Below are 18,005 nucleotides of genomic sequence, written 5' to 3' on the forward strand. Positions count from 1 at the left end.
CTCAGCCGCACCGTCGCGGCCCATACCGGACCGGAACACACAAACGAGGAGCGACTCAGTGGCAACCATCGAGGGAATCGTCGCCCGGGAGATCCTGGACTCGCGGGGCAACCCGACGGTCGAGGTCGAGGTCGGGCTCGACGACGGCACGATCGCCCGCGCCGCGGTGCCGTCCGGCGCCTCCACCGGCGCCTTCGAGGCGATCGAGCTGCGCGACGGTGACAAGGACCGCTACCAGGGCAAGGGTGTCGAGAAGGCGGTCGCCAACATCGAGGACAAGATCGTCGACGAGCTGATCGGGTACGAGGCCAGCGAGCAGCGGCTGATCGACCAGAAGATGCTCGACCTCGACGGCACCGACAACAAGGCCGAGCTGGGCGCCAACGCGATCCTCGGCGTCTCCCTGGCCGTCGCGAAGGCCGCCGCGGGCAGCGCCGAGCTGAGCCTCTTCCGCTACCTGGGCGGCCCGAACGCACACCTGCTGCCGGTGCCGATGATGAACATCCTCAACGGTGGCGCGCACGCCGACTCCAACGTCGACATCCAGGAGTTCATGATCGCGCCGATCGGCGCGCCCACCTTCCGGGACGCGCTGCGCTCCGGTGCCGAGGTCTACCACGCGCTGAAGTCGGTGCTGAAGAAGAAGGACCTGTCGACCGGCCTCGGCGACGAGGGCGGCTTCGCCCCGAACCTGCCGACCAACGCCGCCGCGCTGGACCTGATCGCCGAGGCGGTGGAGAAGGCCGGCTACCGGCTGGGCACCGACATCGTCTTCGCCCTCGACGTTGCCGCCACCGAGTTCTTCGAGAACGGCACCTACACCTTCGAGGGCGCCACCAAGTCCGCCGAGGAGATGAGCAACTACTACACCAAGCTCGTCGGCGACTACCCGATCGTGTCCATCGAGGACCCGCTGTCGGAGGACGACTGGAGCGGCTGGGCCACGCTGACCGCGGCGCTCGGCGAGCGCATCCAGATCGTCGGTGACGACCTCTTCGTCACCAACCCGCAGCGCATCGCCCGGGGCATCACCGAGAAGGCCGCCAACGCGGTGCTGGTGAAGGTCAACCAGATCGGCTCGCTCACCGAGACCCTGGACGCGGTCGACCTGGCCCACCGGGCCGGCTTCACCTGCATGATGAGCCACCGCTCCGGCGAGACCGAGGACACCACCATCGCCGACCTGGCGGTCGCCACCGGCTGCGGCCAGATCAAGACCGGCGCCCCGGCCCGGTCCGACCGGGTCGCCAAGTACAACCAGCTCCTGCGGATCGAGGAGGAGCTGGCCGACGCGGCGCGGTACGCCGGCGCCGGCGCGTTCCCGCGCTACCGTTCGGCCTGAGCGGAGAGCTCCGGGGGAGGGGTGTGACGATGCAGCAGCGCCGCACACCGGGTGGTCAGCGTCCCGCCCGTCGGCCGGGCCAGGCCGGCCGGCCGGGCGGTGCCCGGATCCGGCCGTCCGTCCGCGAGGGCGGGGTGCGCGCCGAGCCGCGCGCCGCCGGCCGCTCGTCCGCCGGTGCCCGCGGCACCGACGGCGTACGCTCCACGAGCCGTCCCGCGGCGGCGCGGCGTACCGCCGCCGGTGGCACGGTCAAGCGGCTCACCGCACCCCAACCCCGGCGCTTCACCGGGCGCGCGACCGTGCTCTTCGCGGTGCTGATCGCGCTCGCCCTGGCGTACACCTATCCGGTCCGGGTCTATCTGGACCAGCAGGCGGACATCCAGCGGATGGAGGCGTCCCAGGCCGACCAGCGCAAGCGGATCGAGGAGCTCACCGCCGAGGCGGCCAAGTGGCAGGACCCGGCGTACATCGAGACGCAGGCCCGGGAGCGCTTCTTCATGGGGCGGCCGGGGGAGACCCTGCTGGTGGTGCTCTCCGATCCCGAGGGGGCCGCCCGGGACGCCGGCAAGGGCGCGAAGCCGGGGCCGCCGAAGCCGCCGGATCCCTGGTACGACACGCTGTGGTCCAGCGTGCAGGCGGCCAACGCCGAGCGCCCGGACAAGTAGGCACCACCCAAGCAGGAGACAGGCACCCGTGAGCGCGAGGAGTGAGCCGGTTCTGCGAGCCCCGCAGTCGGGAACGAAAGGCGTCACCGTGAGCGTCGTACCACCGCAGGATCCGGCGGCGGATTCCGTACCCCCTCCGGAGCGGCAACCGGCCACCGAGGCCGATTTGGCCGCGGTGGCCGCGCAGCTCGGACGCCCGCCCCGCGGCACCCGGGCGGTGGCCCACCGCTGCCCGTGCGGCCTGCCCGACGTGGTGGAGACGACGCCGCGGCTGGCCGACGGCACCCCCTTCCCGACGCTGTTCTACCTGACCTGTCCGCGGGCGACGGCCGCGTGCAGCCGGCTGGAGTCGGCCGGGCTGATGAAGGAGATGGCCGAGCGGCTGGCCGCCGACCCGGAGCTGGCCGCCCGCTACCGGGCCGCGCACGAGGACTACCTGGCCCGCCGGGAGGCGATCGGCCAGGTGCCGGAGATCGCCGGCATCTCGGCCGGCGGCATGCCCGGACGGGTGAAGTGCCTGCACGTCCACCTCGGGCACGCGCTCGCCGCCGGGCCTGGAGTCAACCCGTTCGGCGACGAGACCCTCGCCCTGGTGGAGAAGTGGTGGGCGGCCGGCCCGTGCGTGGACGTCCCGGCGGCGGAGTGAGATGAGCGCCGCCGACGAGATCACGGTCCGCCGGGCCCGCACCGCCGACGTACGCGGCATCCGGCGGCTGGTCGACACCTACACCGACGACCGGCGGCTGCTCAGCAAGGCCACCGTCACCCTCTACGAGGACGTGCCGGAGTTCCGGGTGGCGGTCACCCCGGACGGCACGGTGGTCGGCTGCGGCGCCCTGCACGTGATGTGGGAGGACCTGGCCGAGATCCGCACCGTGGCGGTCGACCCGGCCTGCCGGGGCCGCAAGATCGGGCACCGGATCGTCGGCGAGCTGATCGACGCGGCCCGCGAGGTCGGAGTGGCCCGGATCTTCGTGCTGACCTTCGAGACCCGGTTCTTCGGCTCGTTCGGCTTCACGGAGATCGACGGTGCGCCGGTGCCGCAGCCCGTCTACGAGCAGCTGCTCCGCTCGTACGACGAGGGCGTGGCCGAGTTCCTCGACCTGGAACGGGTCAAGCCGAACACCCTCGGCAACACCCGCATGCTGCTGCGTCTCTGACGACCGCTTGACCGGTTCCGGCATCCTGTCCCGGTGCGGATCATGCGATGGGTCGGCCGCGTCGCGGCGGCCCTGATCAGCCTCGCCGCCCTGCTCGGTGCGGTACGCCTCGTCGCACCGGCCACCGCGTCCGGCCCGACCGGCGACGCGCCCGGCGTGACGAGGCAGCTCACCTTCCTGCGGCAGGCGCTGGACGAGGGCGCGGGCGAGGACGCCCAGGCACTCTTCCCGGAGGGCTGGTTCTTCGCCCACGTCCTCTACGGACTAGCTCGGGTCGACACCGGGTTGCGCGCGGCGCAGGGGGAACGGGTCACCGCGCTGCGGGAGGCCCGCTGGGCGCTGGATCGGCTGGAGTCGCCGGCCGGCCGGGCACCGTTCAGTCCCGACCTCGTCCCGGCGTACGGGGTCTTCTACCAGGGCTGGACGAACTGGTTGCGCGGCGGGGTGCTCACCCTCCAGGCTCCGCAGCACCGTGACCCGGCCGAGGTCCGCCGCTTCGCCGACGCCTCGGCCGCCCTCGCCGCCGCGTTCGACGCCTCGGCCTCGCCGTACCTGCCCGCGTATCCGGGACAGGCGTGGCCGGTGGACTCGACCGTGGCGGTCGCCTCGCTACGGCTGCACGACTCGCTGCTGCCACCCCGCTTCGACCCGACGGTACGGCGCTGGCTGGACGGCGTACGCCAGCGGTTGGATCCCGCGACCGGGCTGCTGCCGCACCGGGTCGACCTGGCCACCGGTGCCCCGGCCGAGGTGGCCCGGGCGACCTCGCAGAGTGTCATCCACCGCTTCCTCGGCGAGATCGAGCCGGCCTTCGCCCGCGCCCAGTACCTGCGCTTCCGCGAGCTGTACGTGGTGTCGCCGCTGGGGCTCGGCCCGGCCGTGCGCGAGTACCCGCGCGGGACGGACGGCCCGGCCGACGTGGATTCCGGCCCGCTGCCGCTCGGCGTGAGCTTCTCGGCCACCGTGGTCACCCTCGGCGCGGCCCAGGTGCAGGGGGACGCGGCGCTGGCCCGTGCGCTGGCCAACTACGGCGAGCTGGTCGGCCTGCCGGTGGACACCCCGGACACCAAGCGGTACGCCCTGGGCCTGCTGCCGGTCGGCGACGCCTTCCTGGCCTGGTCGAAGACCGCCCGCCCGTGGGTTTCGCCGACGCCGGACCCGCCCCGGGTGACCGTCTCCGGGTGGTGGCGGCTCCCGCTGCTCACCCTGCTGGCGCTGGTCGCCGGGCTGCCCTGGCTGCCTGACCTGCTGCGCTCGCGCCGTCGCCGCCGGCTACCCGGCGCGCCTGCTGCGGGGCGGCCGGCTGCCGTAGGGTGACTGCCGTGACGACGCGCGTGGCTGCCATCGACTGCGGGACGAACTCGATCCGACTGCTGGTCGCCGACCTGCCCGACCCGGCGGCCGGCCCACAGGCGCCGCTGGTGGACCTGTGCCGCCGGATGGAGATCGTCCGGCTGGGTCAGGGCGTCGACCGGACCGGCCGGCTCGCCCCGGAGGCGATCGAGCGGACCCGGGTGGCGCTCGCCGACTACGCCGCCGAGATCGAGAAGTTCGGCGCGGAGCGGGTCCGGATGTGCGCCACCTCGGCGACCCGGGACGCCAGCAACGCCGCGGAGTTCCGGGCGATGGTCGAGCAGACCCTCGGCGTGCCGCCCGAGGTGGTCACCGGCGACGAGGAGGCCCGCCTCTCCTTCACCGGCGCGGTGCGCGGGCTGCCCGCTGACGCCCAGCCGCCGTACCTGGTGGTCGACATCGGCGGCGGCTCGACCGAGTTCGTGGTCGGCACCCGCGAGGGCGGGGTGACGGCGGCAGTGTCTATGGACATCGGCTGCGTCCGGATGACCGAGCGGCACCTGCACGGCAACCCGCCGAGCCTCGACGAGATCGCCGCCGCGCAGGCCGACATCGCGGTGGCGGTGGACCGCGCCCTGGAGGTGGTGCCGGGGCGCCAGGCCGCCACGCTGGTCGGGCTCGCCGGGTCGGTCACCACCGTGGTCGCCATCGCCCAAGGGCTCCAGGAGTACGACCCGGAGCGCATCCACCACGCCCGGGTGTCGTACGACCAGGTCGCCGAGGTGACCGCCGACCTGCTGGCGAAGAGCAGCGAGCAGCGGCTGGCGATTCCGGTGATGCACCCCGGCCGCGCCGACGTGATCGGCGCGGGCGCCCTGGTGCTCCGGGTCATCATGGAGCGCGCCGGGATGCCGTCGGTCGTCGCCAGCGAGCACGACATCCTCGACGGCATCGCCTGGAGCCTCGCGGGGACCTCAGAGTAGGTGGTTGCCCTGCCCGCGGCCGTACGATTTCCATATGATCACCATCGTCAATCTGCCTGACGGGCTGCACGAGCGGCTCAAGCAGCTCGCCGAGCAGGAGCGCCGGTCGATGAACTCGACCACTGTTGTGGCAATCGAGGAGTACGTTTCGGCGCGCAGTCATCGCGCCGGTGTGCGGGATCTTGCCCGTGAGGTTGCCGAGCGGGACGCTGAACTGCTTCGGCGGCTGGCGGAGTGATCAAATATCTTGAGGTCGGCAACCTCGTGGAGATCGCCTCGATACGGTGACGAACTCCGCAAGCTCTATGTCTAGTCGGTTCGTGCAAATTCTGCCGCAGAAAGACGGATGGGACGGAGGGGCTGACAGGTCCCATGTCCGGGATCTGTCAGCCATGCTCCGTCGCATCGCGTAGACGCAGGCCGGCGCGGGTGAGGCCGTCAACGGCTCACCGCGACGTCTGGCGCGGCCAACCCGACGACCGCCCGAGCCTGTCCCCGGCACCGCCCGACAGCGAACCGGCCCAGTCCGAGCGACCGGCCCAGTCCGAGCTGGTGTCATCCGAGCGACCCGCCCCGTCCGAACCGCCGGCCCGAACCAGCTCCGGCTCGGGCTTCTTGCTCGGCGTGCTCAATCCGAGACCGTCCACACCCAGGGGGCGGTCCTGTTGCGTCGTGGACGAGATGATCTCGTCCGGTTGCAGCGCTGCGGGAGCGTCGGCCGCAGGCTGCGGCCACCGCTGCCACCGGCGGACGCTCACGACCGCGACGAGCAACAGCGAGCCCACCACCAGTGCCGTCCCGGTCCGGAGGGGGACGGCCAGGTCGACTTCGCGGCCGGCCAAGGTCAGCTTGTGGTCGAGCAGGCTCATCATCGCGGTCGGGCTGACCAGCAGGCCCAGGTAACTGGCCGAGTAGAACAACCCGGCCAGTGTCGCGCCCAGCGGGGAGATCCGAAGCGTGGCGATGAGCCCGAGCAGGATCCCGGCCGCCGCCAGCACCAGCGCGGGCCGGACGAGGTCAGCGCTGTCCAGTGCGCCGCCGTTCTGTGCATCTGCGAACGCCTGCGCCGACCGGTCCTGGCCAAGGGCGAAGAGGACCCACGCCAGCGGACCGACGATGGCTGCGGCGATCACGGTTCCGATGTGTCGCATCGGGGCAAGCTATCGATCTTCCTCGTGAATCAGCCCGCACGTAAGCCAAACTTAAGTGCCAGCACAGAAAGGGATCCGGGTTGGCAGGCGTGCGGTCACGTTGCGGATTCCCTGAGTAATTCACACGGCATGCCTCAGCTGATGATCGTCAAGCGCATCAAGCCGAACATCCGCTCCGACGACTTCGACGGCAGCCGCCGCTGACGGCGTGGCGCTGGAACTCTCCATCGGCGAGGAGGTCGAGTGGTGGCCGATCGGCCTGGCGCAGGCTCGCGCGCTGGTGGGCGTACTCCAGGAAATGCTGCGGGTCGCGGACGGTGAGGTGACCGAGGATCCTCAGGCGAGGGCGAGGGCGAGGCGGGTGCCGAAGCCGAGCAGGGCCACCCCGGTCAGCCCGTCCAACCAGCGGCGTACCCGTCGCCGGGACAGCAGCTCGCGGGCCCGGTTCAGCGCCGCGACCAGCACCAGCAGGTACGCCAGGCTGAGCACCGCGTGGCTGAGCGCGAAGGCGAGCAGCGCGCCCAGGGATGCCGAGCCGCCGACGAACTGCGGCAGCACGGCCAGGTAGAAGGCCAGCACCTTGGGGTTGGTGATGTTGGACAGGAAGCCCTGCCGGAAGCCGGTGAGCGCCTGGCCGGGTGCGGTGACGGCGTCGCCGGCCAGCGGTGCGTAGTCGCCGCGCCAGGCCGAGCGGCACGCCTGCAATCCCAGGTACGCCAGGTACGCCACCCCGGCCCAGCGGATCGTCTCGAACAGCGGCTGCGAGCGCACGATGAGCGCGCCGAGGCCGGCGGCGGCGGTCACCCCCTGTACCGCGTTCGAGGCGGTCACGCCGAGCGCGCTCCACCTGCCGCGCTGGCGGCCGGCGGCCAGGGTGTTGCGGGTGACCACGGCGAAGTCCGGCCCCGGGATGAGGATCAGCACCGTGGCGAAGACCAGGAACGAGGCGTAGCTGCTCCACGACATGGCTCCAACCTATGACACGGCGGAGAACTACTGTTTTCTTGACGGTACTGTGCAATCCACAGTACCGTGCAATGCGTGGATACGACGCAGCTCCTCAAGGGCGTGCTCGACCTGGCCGTTCTCGCCGTGCTCAAGGACGAGGACGGTTACGGTTACGACATCCTCCGCCGGCTGCGCGAGGCCGGCCTGGAGGAGGTCGGCGACGCCTCCGTCTACGGCACCCTGCGCCGGCTCTTCGCCGCCGGCCTGCTGACCGCGTACGTGGTGCCGAGCGAGTCCGGCCCGCACCGCAAGTACTACGCCCTCAACGCCGCCGGTCGGGACCAGCTCGTCCGCTCCGGCAAGACCTGGCGCTCCTTCGCCACCACCATGGACGCACTGCTCGACGATCGGGGGATGGCGGCATGACCGTCACTGGGCAGGAGATCGCGGACTACGTCGACCGGGTGCGGGCCGCCCTGGCCGACCTGCCGCCCGCCGTCCGCGACGAGTTGACCGAAGATCTGCCGGAACACCTCACCGAGGTCGCCGCGGAGACCGACGGCACGCTGATCGACCGGCTCGGCGCGCCGGAGGCGTACGCGGCCGAGCTGCGGACCGCCGCCGGCGCCGACGGGGGCGGGCAGCCTTCCCCGGACCGCCGATTCGCCGCCACCCGCGCCCGGATCGCCGCCGCGCTGCGCGGCCTCGACACCCGGCTGGGCCCGCTCCTCGGGTACGCCACGGCGAGCGCGTTCCTCCGGCCGCTGCGCCCGGCGTGGTGGCTGGTCCGCGGCTGGCTGGCCGCGCTGCTGGTCTCCGCCGCCCTCGGCGAGCCGTCCGGGCTGCTGCCCCGGCTCAGCGGCAGCGTGCTGGCCGGCCTGTTCCTGCTCGCCGGCACGGTCCTCGCCTCGGTCTGGCTGGGCCGCCACTCCGTCGACCTCCGGGGCTGGCCGCGGCGGGTGCTGCGCCTCGGCACGGCCGCCCTGCTGCTCTTCGCCCTCGCCGCGCTGGTCAACGTCGACCAGCACGCCAGCTCGGACGAGTTCGCCCCCTACCAGGGGGTCTCGGTCGGCAACCCGTACGACTCGATCGAGGACGTCTTCGTCTACGACGAGGAGGGGCGCCTGGTGCGCAACGCCCGGCTCTTCGACCAGAACGGCGTGCCGATCCGGCTCGGCTACCCCACCTGCGCCGACAGCAGCCAGTACCCGCCGCGCAACGTCTACCCGTACTGCCCGGACCGGGCCCCCTTCGCGCCCCGGCCGTCCGCCCCGACCCCGGTGCCGCCGCAGCCGACCGCGGCCCCGGCGTCGCCCGCGCCGAGCGCGAGCCCCACGCCGTCCACGGAGCCGACGGTCACGCCGACCGCGAGTTCGCCGCCCGGCGCGCCGGAACCGACCGACCCGGGGCCGACCCCGACCCGCTGATCCCTCGCCACGGGGCGTCCGTCGACCGACGGGCGCCCCGTGTCGTGTCCATGATGGACCGATTGGCCGGGGAGGGGCGACGGGGTACGGTCCCGATCGCTACGGTGTCGCATGCTCGTCGACTCCCGCGAAAGGACGCCCGTGTCAGAGCAGGCCACCCCCTCCTCCGCCCGGCCGGCCACCGACGGGACGCCGCCGGGACCTGTCGCCGCACCGTCCCGCCTCGGTGCCGTGCTGGGCGTGGTCGTGCTGCTGCTGGGCGTCGCCACCGCCCTGCTGGTCGGCCTGCTGATCAAGGTGGGTCCGGGTGGCGACCTGCGCGACGTCCTCGGCGGCGAGGACGGCACCGCCGAGGCGAGGATCGGTGACTGCGTGGCCGAGTTGCCCACCGTCGCCGGTGTCGAGGCGAAGGCGGCCGACGACGCGCGGGTGGTCCGCTGCGACTCGCCCGCCGCGGCGTACGCGGTGACCGGCCGGGTGCAGGACCCGGCGGCGGCACGGGGCCGCTCGGCGGCCGGCTGCGAGCCGTACTTCCGGCCGGGCGACGACGGGTACGTCCTATACCGTGTCGGCGACGACGGCGACGGCTACCTGCTCTGTCTCGTCCACAGGGCGAACGGGAGGTGAAGGCCACTCTGCCCGCGTCTTCCCCGGGCCGCCGAGGGCGTGGCACGCTACCCGCACGTAACACCCACTGGGCGACCAGCCAACGATGACTGACCGCTAGGAGGACGAGCCAATGGGCGAGATGGTGAGCTTCACCGGCAACGGGGGGACGAGCGAGGGGTATCTCGCGATACCCTCCGGCGGTGCGGCCAGCCCGGCGGTCATCGTCATCCAGGACTGGTGGGGTCTGGTGCCCCACGTCCGGGCGGTGGTGGACCGCTTCGCCGAGGCCGGCTTCGTCGCCCTCGCGCCGGACTTCCGCCACGGCGGCCCGGCCAGCAAGCCGAGTGAGCCCCGGCAGATGCTGAACAGCACGCAGATGGACGAGGCGGCCAGTGACATCGCGGCTGCCGCCGAATACCTCTCCGGCCGCCCCGAGGTCGCCGGCCGGATCGGCTGCGCCGGGTTCTGCGCCGGGGCGAGCCTGGCCCTCTGGTCGGGCACGTTCTCCGAGCGGATCGTCGCCACCGCCGGCTTCTACCCCCGCCTGCCCTGGGAGGGCATGGGCACCGACTGGGCCGACTACGCGGGCAAGGCCGCGCTCATCCACTGCTCGGAGGCGGACGGCACCTCGGCCGCGGACGGGGTGCAGAGCGTACGCCGGGCCGTCGAGGCCGCCGGTGGCGACTGCCAGACCTACGACTACCCGGGCACCTCGCACGCGTTCTTCAACGAGGACCGGCCGGAGCACTTCGACCAGCGCGCCGCCGCCACCGCCTGGGCCCGTACCCTCGAACTCTTCCGGGCCAGGCTTGGCTGAGCCGCGTACCCCCGCCGAGGTGGTCGCCCGCGCCGCGCGGGCGACCGATCTGGCCAACCTCGACGCCGAGATCAGCAACTGTTTCGCCTGTCCCCGGCTGGTCGCCTGGCGGGAGGAGGTCGCCCGGACGAAGCGGGCCGCCTTCCGCGACCAGGAATACTGGGGCCGCCCGGTGCCCGGCTTCGGCGCGCCCGACGCGCGGATCGGCATCCTCGGCCTGGCGCCGGCCGCACACGGCGGCAACCGCACCGGCCGGATCTTCACCGGCGACCGCTCCGGTGACGTGCTGTTCGCCGCGCTGTACCGCGCCGGGCTGGCCAACCAGCCGACCAGCGTCGCCGTCGACGACGGCCTGGCCCTGCGCGACACCCGCATCTTCGCCGCGGTCCGCTGCGCGCCGCCGGACAACAAGCCCACCCCGACCGAACGCGACACCTGCGCGCCCTGGCTGCACCGGGAGGTCGCGCTGATCCGGCCCACGCTGCGCGTCGTGGTCGCGCTGGGCGCGTTCGCCTGGGCCGCGTGGTGGCCGGTCCTGCGCGACGTGTACGGACAGCGCCCGCCCACTCCGCGCCCAGCCTTCGGTCATGGGGCACACTGGTCCGGCAGGTCCGTACCGGCGCTGCTCGGCTGCTACCACGTCAGCCAGCAGAACACCTTCACCGGGCGGCTGACACCAGCGATGTTGGACGACGTGTTCGCCCGGGCGAAGCGGTTGGCCGGGGTGGACGACTGAGGATTGCGTAGGGCGGTGGGATGGACCTCGGCGTGCTGCGCAGGTGGTGGCCGGTCGTCGCGGTGACCCTGCTGCTCGCCGTCGCCGCGCTCGCCGCCGGGCACTCCGCGATCGGCGCCAGCCGGATCCCGCCCGCCGCGGACAACATCCCCTACGTGCCGGACTATCCCACCGCCGAGCCCGCGCCCTCGATTCCGGTCGAGCCCCGGGACGCGGGCCAGGCCAACTCTGTCGAGATTCCTCAGTGGATCATCACCGCCTTCCTCGTCGTGCTCGGTACGGCCGCGCTGGTGGTCGCCGGGTACGTCGTGTGGACGCTGGTCGGCGGGGCGCTGCGGCGGACCACCCGGGCCGTCCCGACGCAACGGGTCCGGCGTACCGCCGACGGCACCGCCCGGGAGGTGGTGGCCGCCCTGGACGCCGGCCTGGTGGAGCTGGACGACCGGTCCACCGATCCGCGGACGGCGGTGATCGCCTGCTGGGTCCGGCTGGAGGAGGCCGCCGAGGAGGCCGGGGTGCCCCGGCTGGTCGGGGACACCCCCACCGACCTGGTCACCCGGCTGCTGCGCGGTGACCCGGCGGCCGGCGTCCCGGCGATCGCCAGCGTCGGGGTTCTGGACGGCTTCGCGCACGTCTACCGGGAGGCCCGGTACGCCACCCACACGGTCGACGAGCAGATGCGCGACCAGGCCCGAGCCGCGCTGCGCCGGCTGCGCGGCGAACTGACCACCGTGGCCGCCGCCGGTCCCGGGGAGGCGGCGGTATGAGTGAGCGAAGCGAGCGAATCGGTCAGCTCAGGGTGGTGGTGCCTCATGACGTCGCCGGCCGGAGGGAGGCGGCGGTATGAGTGAGCGAATCGGCCGGCTCAGGGTGGCCGCATGAGCACGAGTATCGATGACCTGCTGTCGTTCGACGAGGAGCCGGCCGGGGAGGCGCGGGACGCGCGTGGCGGGTGGCTGCGCGCGGCGCTGCGGATCCTCGCGGTCACCGCGGCGATCGTGGTGGTGATCGTGGTCGGCCTGCGCGCGGTCGGCCTCCAGGTGTCGCTCTGGATCATCGTGGCGGGGGTGCTCGCGGTGCTCGCGGTGCGCCGGGTCACCACCGCGCTGTCACCCCCGCCGCCGCCCCGGGCCGGTGGCCGGGCCCCGGCCGGCGAGGAGCCGGGCACCTGGAACTGGGGCGCCCGGGACGCGCTGCGCGCCGCCATCAACGGCTGGGAACGCCCGCTGGACTGGAGCGGCGGCAACCGGGAGCGGTTCACCGAGCGGATCCTTCCCCGGCTCGGCGAGCTCGCCGACGAGCGGCTGCGCCAGAAGCACGGCGTCACCCGCGAGTCCGACCCGGCCCGGGCCCGCAGCCTGCTGGGCGAGCCGCTGTGGACCTTCCTCGCTACGCCCTCCCGCCGTCCCCCGTCGCCGCGCGACCTCGCGGCGATCGTCGCCGAACTGGAGAAGCTCTGATGAACGACGTGGCGCGGGGGATGCCCCCCGCCGAGGTGGGCCGGCTGGCCCAGGAGGTGCTGGACGCGGTCGGCACGGTCGTGGTCGGCAAGCGGGAGGCGCTGGAGCTGGTCCTCGCCGGCATCCTGGCCGGCGGCCACGTGCTGCTGGAGGACCTGCCCGGCCTGGGCAAGACGCTGACCGCGCGCTCGTTCGCGCAGGCCCTCGGGCTGGATTTCCGCCGCCTCCAGTTCACCCCCGACCTGCTGCCCGCCGACGTCACCGGCTCCTTCCTCTACGACCAGCGCAGCGGCGACTTCTCGTTCCGGGCCGGACCGGTCTTCACCAACCTGCTCCTCGCCGACGAGATCAACCGGACCCCGCCGAAGACCCAGTCGGCGCTGCTGGAGGCGATGCAGGAGAAACAGGTCTCCGTCGAGGGCGTCACCTACCGGCTGGACGAGCCGTTCCACGTGCTCGCCACCGCCAACCCGATCGAGTACGAGGGGACGTACCCGCTGCCCGAGGCGCAGCTCGACCGGTTCCTGCTCCGGGTGTCGTTCGGCTACCCCGACCACGAGGAGGAGTGGGACGTGCTGCGCCGGCGGATCGCCCGCCGCCGCGAGGAGGCCGAGATCAAGCCGGTGGTGGACGCCGGCACGCTGCTTGCCATGCAGGCGGCGCTGGAGGACGTGGTGGTCGAGGACTCCGTCGGCCGCTACATCGTGGCGCTGACCGCGGCCACCCGGGAGCATCCGTCGGCGCTGGTCGGCGCCTCGCCGCGCGGCTCGCTGGCGCTGCTGCTGCTGTCCCGGGTCCGGGCCGTGCTCGCCAACCGCGACTACGTGGTGCCGGAGGACGTCAAGGCGGTGGCGGTGCCCGCGCTGGCCCACCGGATCACCCTGCGCCCGGAGATGTGGCTGCGCCGGGTCGACCCGTCCTTCGTGGTCGGTGAGGTGCTGGAGTCCACGCCCGCCCCGGCCAGCGGCGCGCTGCCCAGCTACGCCGCCGGGCGCTGATGGCCGACCGCCAGGAGCCGGCGAGCTGGGCGCCCACCTGGGCGCTCGGCCGGGCCGTGCTGCTCACCGGGCTGCTGCTCGTCGCCGCCGTGCTGCTCGGCCGGATCGACCTGGTCGTGCTGGCCACGCCGTTCGCCCTGGGCACCGCGTACGGGCTGCGCCGCCGGCCCGGCACGCTGCCCGAGCTGGAGATCGACGCCGGGGACGCGCACCTGGTCGAGGGTTCCCCGATGGCCGCCACGGTCGCCGTCGCCAACTCGGACACCGTCTCGTACGACATGGCGGTGGTCCGTACCCGGATGTCCCACTGGCTGCGGGTCGAGCGGGTCGATTTCGGCGGCTCCGGGGTGGACGTGAGCCGCTCCGGCGGTGCCGACCGGCCGTTCGTCACCTCGGTGCCTCGCGGCACCGCGGTCGACCTGGCGCTGACCGGGACGGCGCTGCGCTGGGGGTGGCACCCGATCGGTCCGGCCGGGGTGCGGGTCGCCATCGCCGACGGGCTGCTGGTCTCGCGAGCGGTCATCACCGATCCGGTGCGGACGCGGGTCTACCCGAGGACCGAGCCGTTCGAGGCGGTCGAGGCGATGCCCCGGGCCGCTGGGCTGGTCGGCGCGCACCACTCCCGGCGGCCGGGGGAGGGCGGTGAGCTGGCCGGCGTGCGGGTCTTCGCTCCCGGGGACCGGCTGCGCCGGATCGACTGGCGGGTGTCGCTGCGGGCCCGCCAACTGCACGTGGCGGCCACCCTGTCCGACCGGGACGCCGAGGTGGTGGTGCTGCTCGACGTGCTCGCCGAGGCGGGCCGGTCCGGCGGCGTAGGTGGCCCGGCGTCCGTGCTGGACACCACGGTCCGGGCCGCCGCCGCGATCGCCGAGCACTACCTGCACCGGGGCGACCGGGTGGCGCTGCTGGAGTACGGCCCGGCCGCCCGTCGACTCCGCCCGGCCACCGGCCGTCGGCAGTACCTGACCGTGCTGGAATGGCTGCTCGACGTGCGGGCCGAGTCCTCCCCGCACGAGCCGTACGACCAGGTCTTCGGCCCGCAGCTGCTCTCCTCGGACGCGCTGGTGGTGGTGCTCACCCCGCTGCTGGACGAGCGCTCGGCCCAGATGTTGGCCCGGATGGCCCGGGGCGGGCGGTTCGTGGTCGCGGTGGACACCCTGCCGGCCGACCTGCCGGCGCCGAAGGACCGCGGCTGGGCCGAGGTCGCGTACCGGCTGTGGCGGCTGGACCGGGACACGATGATCGGTCAGCTCCGCGAGCACGGCGTGCCGGTGGTCCGCTGGGCCGGCGCCGGCAGCCTCGACCAGGTGCTGCGCGACGTGGCCCGCCTGGCCACCGCCCCGCGGGTGGGAGTGCGATGACCGAGCTCGTGGAAGGACTGAACGAGCGGGTCCGCGCCCTTCGGTACGCGGTCCGCCGGATCAGCCTCACGCCGCTGCTGGTCCGCGCCGGTGTCTTCCTCAGCGTGCTGGTCGGCTTCCTGGTCGCGTACCCGGTGCAGGCCTTCACCCCACGGTCGGTGCTGGCCCTCACGGTGGTGGCGGTGCTGCCGGCGGTCGGGCCGCGCCGGATCTGGCCGACCTTCGCGGCGCTGGTCACGGTCGGTGGCTGGCTGCTCGCCACCCTCGGGTACGGGCGACCGCTGGCGCTGTGGCGGCTGCTCGCCGTGGCGGCCCTGCTCTACCTGGCGCACACACTCTGCGCGCTGGCCGCGCTGCTGCCGCCCGACGCGCTGGTCGACCCGGATCTGGTGCTGCGGTGGCTGGCCCGGGCCGGCGGGGTGGTGCTGGCGAGCGCGGTGCTCGGCATCGTGCTGGCCTGGCTCGGTGGGCTCGGTGGGGACCGTGGTTTCCAGGCGGCCACCGTGGCCGGGCTGCTCGTGGCGGTGGGTCTCGCCGCGCTGCTCAGCTTTCTCCTGCGTCGCAAATAACGGGACGTCGCGGGACGTTGTGCAGGTCACAGGGGTTGTGCTCCGTCACAACGGGGGGTCTCGACCGGGATTAGTCAAGCCGCCGGGGGAAAGATAGATGACGTGAACCCGAAGCGGATCCTTGTCGTGGGTGCCGGGCACGTGGGCCTGTACGCCGCTCTGCGCCTGTCCAAGAAGCTGAGCTCCCGTGAGGCCGAGGTCATCGTCGTCGACCCGCAGCCGCACATGACCTACCAGCCGTTCCTCCCGGAGGCCTCGGCGGGCAACATCTCGCCCCGGCACGCGGTGGTGCCGCTGCGGCGGGAGTTGCGGCGGTGCACGGTGGTGGCGGGTGCGGTCACCCGGATCGACCACGACCGGAAGACGGCGATCGTGCAGCCGATCAGCGGCCCGACCCGGGAGATCCAGTACGACCACGTGGTGGTCGCCCCCGGCTCGGTCTCCCGCACCCTGCCGATCCCCGGGCTGCACGAGCACGGCATCGGGTTCAAGACCATCGGTGAGGCCGTCTTCCTGCGCAACCACGTGCTGGACCGGCTCGACGTGGCGGCCGTCACGACCGACCCGGAGGTCCGCCGGCGCGCGCTCACCTTCGTCTTCGTCGGCGGCGGCTACGCCGGCATCGAGGCGCTGGCCGAGATGGAGGACATGGCCCGGGACGCGCTGCGCTACTACCCGGAGCTGAAGCCGGAGGACATGCGCTGGGTCCTGGTCGAGGCCACCCAGCGGGTGCTGCCGGAGGTCGACCGGGACATGGGCGCCTACACGGTGCAGCAGCTGCTGAAGCGGAACATGGACATCCGCCTGGACACCCGGCTCGAATCCTGCGTCGACGGGGTGGTCAAGCTCTCCGACGGCGACAGCTTCCCCGCCGACACGATCGTCTGGACGGCCGGCGTGAAGCCGTCGCCGATGCTGGACGCCACCAACTTCCCGCGCGACGAGCGCCGCCGGGTCACCTGCGTGCCCACCCTGCAGATCGTGGACGGCGACCGGGTGGTCGAGGGCGCGTGGAGCGCGGGTGACTGCGCCGCCGTACCGGACCTGACCAAGGAGCCGGGCAACTTCTGCTCGCCCAGCGCCCAGCACGCGGTCCGGCAGGCCGCCAGGATGGCCGACAACATCGCGAACGTGATCCGGGGCCGCGAGCCGGTCAACTACAAGCACAAGCACGCTGGCAGCGTGGCCAGCCTCGGCCTGCACAAGGGCGTGGCCCAGGTCTACGGCGTGAAGATGACCGGCTGGCCGGCCTGGTTCATGCACCGCACGTACCACATGTCGCGGATCCCGTCGTTCAACCGCAAGGTCCGGGTCGTGGTCGACTGGACGCTGGCGTTCTTCCTCAAGCGTGAGGTGGTCGCGCTGGGCCAGCTGCACGACCCGCGCGAGGAGTTCGCCGAGGCGTCGGCGCCGCTGGGCGCGCGCAGCTGAGTTTCGTAGCAAAGGGGCCCTTCCCGGGGACGGGAGGGGGCCCCTTTGCCGTACCTGGTTGCCGGCCTCTCGCTGCACCTTCGACGTCCGTCTGTGGCGCGGTGTGGGATGTGGCCCGCCGTGCCCGGCTCCGGGCGGTCAGGCTTGATCCCTCCGTCGGTCACGGCGGGCCACATCCCCGTCGCGGGCATTCACCGCCCGGATGTCCGGGGCCGCGTGGTTCGCCCATCGTGTACGGGGGTGCCGAACCTGACCCCACGGAAGGGACCCTCGGGCCGCGGGAAACCACACCTTCCCCACGGTGCGCTCCGAGCAGACGGCCACCGCGCTCCGCGCAGACGCCCACCGAGGCCGTGAAGTTTTGCCCTTTGCGTGCCGGCTAGGCGGCTCTGGCCGGGGCGTCGACCGGTCCGGTGGCCGGCCCGACGCAGCCCGGGCCGGTGCCGCCGGTCCTTGATCGACTCCATATACGGGATGTGGCGCTATCGGCGGCTGTCGGATACCGCCGTTTACGCGACCTGGTGTGGATCAGCGGAGGTTCGTGGTCGCCTGTCGGAGTGTTCTGGCGGATGATGTCCGGTTTGCGAGTGGCCGGCGGCATCCTGGGGCCGGAATGGTGGGCGGCCGGGGGTCGTTGAACGCGGGTGCACGGCCGAGGAAGGCCCCTTGGAGCCGGGGCTGCCGGGGTCGGCCCCACGGAGATCTGGGGCGCCGGCGCGGTTCCGGAATGATGGCGGGCCGCCGGTCGTTACACATGAACCGCCCGACCGAGCCCCCGCAAGGGGTGGCAGGCCCGGAATGATGGTGGGCCGCCGGTCGTTGCACATGAACCACGCGATCGAGGCGCCCGCTGGGTGGCCGGGCCCGGAATGATGTGGGGCCGTCGGTCGTTGGATATGGTCCCGGCGCCGCGAAGAGGCGACCCCCGTCGCCCCGCGAGCTGCTGGTTTGAAGACTTTCCCCCTTGTTTGAGCGCCTGACGGTGCTTGCGTGCCCTGCCCACCCCCATGGGTTGTGGGTGCGCCGACCCCCGAATGGAGCTTTGGTGATGAACT

At 73.1% G+C, this 18,005-nt stretch carries 20 protein-coding genes; 18 read left to right on the forward strand and 2 right to left on the reverse strand.

The features are described from left to right. Window positions 1-58 precede the first annotated feature (58 nt). The 7 genes from eno (at window position 59) to ACY34I_RS14965 (ending at window position 5,681) form a co-directional block, all read left to right on the forward strand. Window positions 59-1,342, forward strand: a complete 1,284-nt coding sequence (gene eno, locus ACY34I_RS14935; RefSeq protein ID WP_462755630.1) for a phosphopyruvate hydratase — start codon at window positions 59-61, stop codon at window positions 1,340-1,342. A 29-nt stretch (window positions 1,343-1,371) separates the two neighbouring features. Next, window positions 1,372-2,007: an FtsB family cell division protein gene (locus ACY34I_RS14940; RefSeq protein WP_462755631.1), complete on the forward strand. Its 636-nt coding sequence runs from the start codon at window positions 1,372-1,374 to the stop codon at window positions 2,005-2,007. Window positions 2,008-2,095: 88 nt separating this feature from the next. After that, a complete protein-coding gene (locus ACY34I_RS14945; RefSeq protein WP_148798324.1) occupies window positions 2,096-2,653 on the forward strand; it encodes a DUF501 domain-containing protein in 558 nt (185 codons plus the stop codon). Window position 2,654: 1 nt separating this feature from the next. After that, a complete protein-coding gene (locus tag ACY34I_RS14950) occupies window positions 2,655-3,167 on the forward strand; it encodes an amino-acid N-acetyltransferase (protein WP_462755632.1) in 513 nt (170 codons plus the stop codon). Window positions 3,168-3,200: 33 nt separating this feature from the next. Further along, complete coding sequence (locus tag ACY34I_RS14955; protein WP_462755633.1) at window positions 3,201-4,484, forward strand: hypothetical protein; 1,284 nt, start codon at window positions 3,201-3,203, stop codon at window positions 4,482-4,484. Between the two features lie 17 nt (window positions 4,485-4,501). Further along, window positions 4,502-5,443 carry a Ppx/GppA phosphatase family protein gene (locus ACY34I_RS14960; RefSeq protein ID WP_462755653.1) on the forward strand — a complete coding sequence of 314 codons (942 nt, stop codon included), beginning with the start codon at window positions 4,502-4,504 and terminating at the stop codon, window positions 5,441-5,443. A 34-nt stretch (window positions 5,444-5,477) separates the two neighbouring features. Beyond that, complete coding sequence (locus ACY34I_RS14965; protein WP_462755634.1) at window positions 5,478-5,681, forward strand: FitA-like ribbon-helix-helix domain-containing protein; 204 nt, start codon at window positions 5,478-5,480, stop codon at window positions 5,679-5,681. Window positions 5,682-5,889: 208 nt separating this feature from the next. Here the strand turns inward: ACY34I_RS14965 and ACY34I_RS14970 are convergent, their stop codons facing one another. Then, a complete protein-coding gene (locus ACY34I_RS14970; RefSeq protein WP_462755635.1) occupies window positions 5,890-6,594 on the reverse strand; it encodes a hypothetical protein in 705 nt (234 codons plus the stop codon). A gap of 336 nt (window positions 6,595-6,930) precedes the next feature. Further along, on the reverse strand, window positions 6,931-7,560 hold the full coding sequence (locus ACY34I_RS14975) for a LysE family translocator (RefSeq protein ID WP_462755636.1): 630 nt from the start codon (window positions 7,558-7,560) through the stop codon (window positions 6,931-6,933). A 75-nt stretch (window positions 7,561-7,635) separates the two neighbouring features. Between ACY34I_RS14975 and ACY34I_RS14980 the strand changes: the two genes are divergently transcribed. The 11 genes from ACY34I_RS14980 to ACY34I_RS15030 all read left to right on the forward strand — a co-directional run bounded on the left by ACY34I_RS14980 (window position 7,636) and on the right by ACY34I_RS15030 (window position 16,950). Continuing rightward, on the forward strand, window positions 7,636-7,968 hold the full coding sequence (locus ACY34I_RS14980) for a PadR family transcriptional regulator (protein WP_148798336.1): 333 nt from the start codon (window positions 7,636-7,638) through the stop codon (window positions 7,966-7,968). Then, the gene (locus tag ACY34I_RS14985) at window positions 7,965-8,969 is read left to right on the forward strand and encodes an HAAS signaling domain-containing protein (protein WP_462755637.1); all 1,005 of its coding nucleotides are present in this window, start codon (window positions 7,965-7,967) and stop codon (window positions 8,967-8,969) included. Before ACY34I_RS14980 ends, ACY34I_RS14985 begins: the two co-directional genes overlap by 4 nt. A gap of 141 nt (window positions 8,970-9,110) precedes the next feature. Beyond that, window positions 9,111-9,596: an LppU/SCO3897 family protein gene (locus tag ACY34I_RS14990; RefSeq protein WP_462755638.1), complete on the forward strand. Its 486-nt coding sequence runs from the start codon at window positions 9,111-9,113 to the stop codon at window positions 9,594-9,596. A 112-nt stretch (window positions 9,597-9,708) separates the two neighbouring features. Beyond that, the gene (locus ACY34I_RS14995) at window positions 9,709-10,395 is read left to right on the forward strand and encodes a dienelactone hydrolase family protein (protein WP_148798342.1); all 687 of its coding nucleotides are present in this window, start codon (window positions 9,709-9,711) and stop codon (window positions 10,393-10,395) included. 19 nt (window positions 10,396-10,414) lie between these two features. Beyond that, window positions 10,415-11,131 carry a uracil-DNA glycosylase gene (locus ACY34I_RS15000; protein ID WP_462755654.1) on the forward strand — a complete coding sequence of 239 codons (717 nt, stop codon included), beginning with the start codon at window positions 10,415-10,417 and terminating at the stop codon, window positions 11,129-11,131. A gap of 20 nt (window positions 11,132-11,151) precedes the next feature. After that, window positions 11,152-11,898 carry a DUF4129 domain-containing protein gene (locus ACY34I_RS15005; protein WP_462755639.1) on the forward strand — a complete coding sequence of 249 codons (747 nt, stop codon included), beginning with the start codon at window positions 11,152-11,154 and terminating at the stop codon, window positions 11,896-11,898. Between the two features lie 111 nt (window positions 11,899-12,009). Next, window positions 12,010-12,591, forward strand: a complete 582-nt coding sequence (locus ACY34I_RS15010; RefSeq protein WP_462755640.1) for a hypothetical protein — start codon at window positions 12,010-12,012, stop codon at window positions 12,589-12,591. Further along, complete coding sequence (locus ACY34I_RS15015; protein WP_148798348.1) at window positions 12,591-13,589, forward strand: AAA family ATPase; 999 nt, start codon at window positions 12,591-12,593, stop codon at window positions 13,587-13,589. Before ACY34I_RS15010 ends, ACY34I_RS15015 begins: the two co-directional genes overlap by 1 nt. After that, on the forward strand, window positions 13,589-14,950 hold the full coding sequence (locus ACY34I_RS15020) for a DUF58 domain-containing protein (protein WP_462755641.1): 1,362 nt from the start codon (window positions 13,589-13,591) through the stop codon (window positions 14,948-14,950). The genes ACY34I_RS15015 and ACY34I_RS15020 overlap by 1 nt, the downstream gene beginning before the upstream one ends. Next, on the forward strand, window positions 14,947-15,519 hold the full coding sequence (locus ACY34I_RS15025) for a hypothetical protein (protein WP_462755642.1): 573 nt from the start codon (window positions 14,947-14,949) through the stop codon (window positions 15,517-15,519). The genes ACY34I_RS15020 and ACY34I_RS15025 overlap by 4 nt, the downstream gene beginning before the upstream one ends. 102 nt (window positions 15,520-15,621) lie before the next feature. Continuing rightward, window positions 15,622-16,950 carry an NAD(P)/FAD-dependent oxidoreductase gene (locus ACY34I_RS15030; RefSeq protein WP_148798354.1) on the forward strand — a complete coding sequence of 443 codons (1,329 nt, stop codon included), beginning with the start codon at window positions 15,622-15,624 and terminating at the stop codon, window positions 16,948-16,950. Window positions 16,951-18,005 lie beyond the last annotated feature (1,055 nt).

This window comes from Micromonospora sp. RTBAU3-60 (assembly GCF_054963695.1).

Excerpts from the sequence above, each read along its gene's own strand:
- ACY34I_RS14940 (WP_462755631.1), top strand. The coding sequence starts at position 1,372 with ATGCAGCAGCGCCGCACACCGGGTGGTCAGCGTCCCGCCCGTCGGCCG.
- ACY34I_RS14950 (WP_462755632.1), top strand. The coding sequence starts at position 2,655 with ATGAGCGCCGCCGACGAGATCACGGTCCGCCGGGCCCGCACCGCCGAC.
- ACY34I_RS14965 (WP_462755634.1), top strand. The coding sequence starts at position 5,478 with ATGATCACCATCGTCAATCTGCCTGACGGGCTGCACGAGCGGCTCAAG.
- ACY34I_RS14970 (WP_462755635.1), bottom strand. The coding sequence starts at position 6,594 with ATGCGACACATCGGAACCGTGATCGCCGCAGCCATCGTCGGTCCGCTG.
- ACY34I_RS14975 (WP_462755636.1), bottom strand. The coding sequence starts at position 7,560 with ATGTCGTGGAGCAGCTACGCCTCGTTCCTGGTCTTCGCCACGGTGCTG.
- ACY34I_RS14985 (WP_462755637.1), top strand. The coding sequence starts at position 7,965 with ATGACCGTCACTGGGCAGGAGATCGCGGACTACGTCGACCGGGTGCGG.
- ACY34I_RS14995 (WP_148798342.1), top strand. The coding sequence starts at position 9,709 with ATGGGCGAGATGGTGAGCTTCACCGGCAACGGGGGGACGAGCGAGGGG.
- ACY34I_RS15005 (WP_462755639.1), top strand. The coding sequence starts at position 11,152 with ATGGACCTCGGCGTGCTGCGCAGGTGGTGGCCGGTCGTCGCGGTGACC.
- ACY34I_RS15010 (WP_462755640.1), top strand. The coding sequence starts at position 12,010 with ATGAGCACGAGTATCGATGACCTGCTGTCGTTCGACGAGGAGCCGGCC.
- ACY34I_RS15015 (WP_148798348.1), top strand. The coding sequence starts at position 12,591 with ATGAACGACGTGGCGCGGGGGATGCCCCCCGCCGAGGTGGGCCGGCTG.
- ACY34I_RS15020 (WP_462755641.1), top strand. The coding sequence starts at position 13,589 with ATGGCCGACCGCCAGGAGCCGGCGAGCTGGGCGCCCACCTGGGCGCTC.
- ACY34I_RS15025 (WP_462755642.1), top strand. The coding sequence starts at position 14,947 with ATGACCGAGCTCGTGGAAGGACTGAACGAGCGGGTCCGCGCCCTTCGG.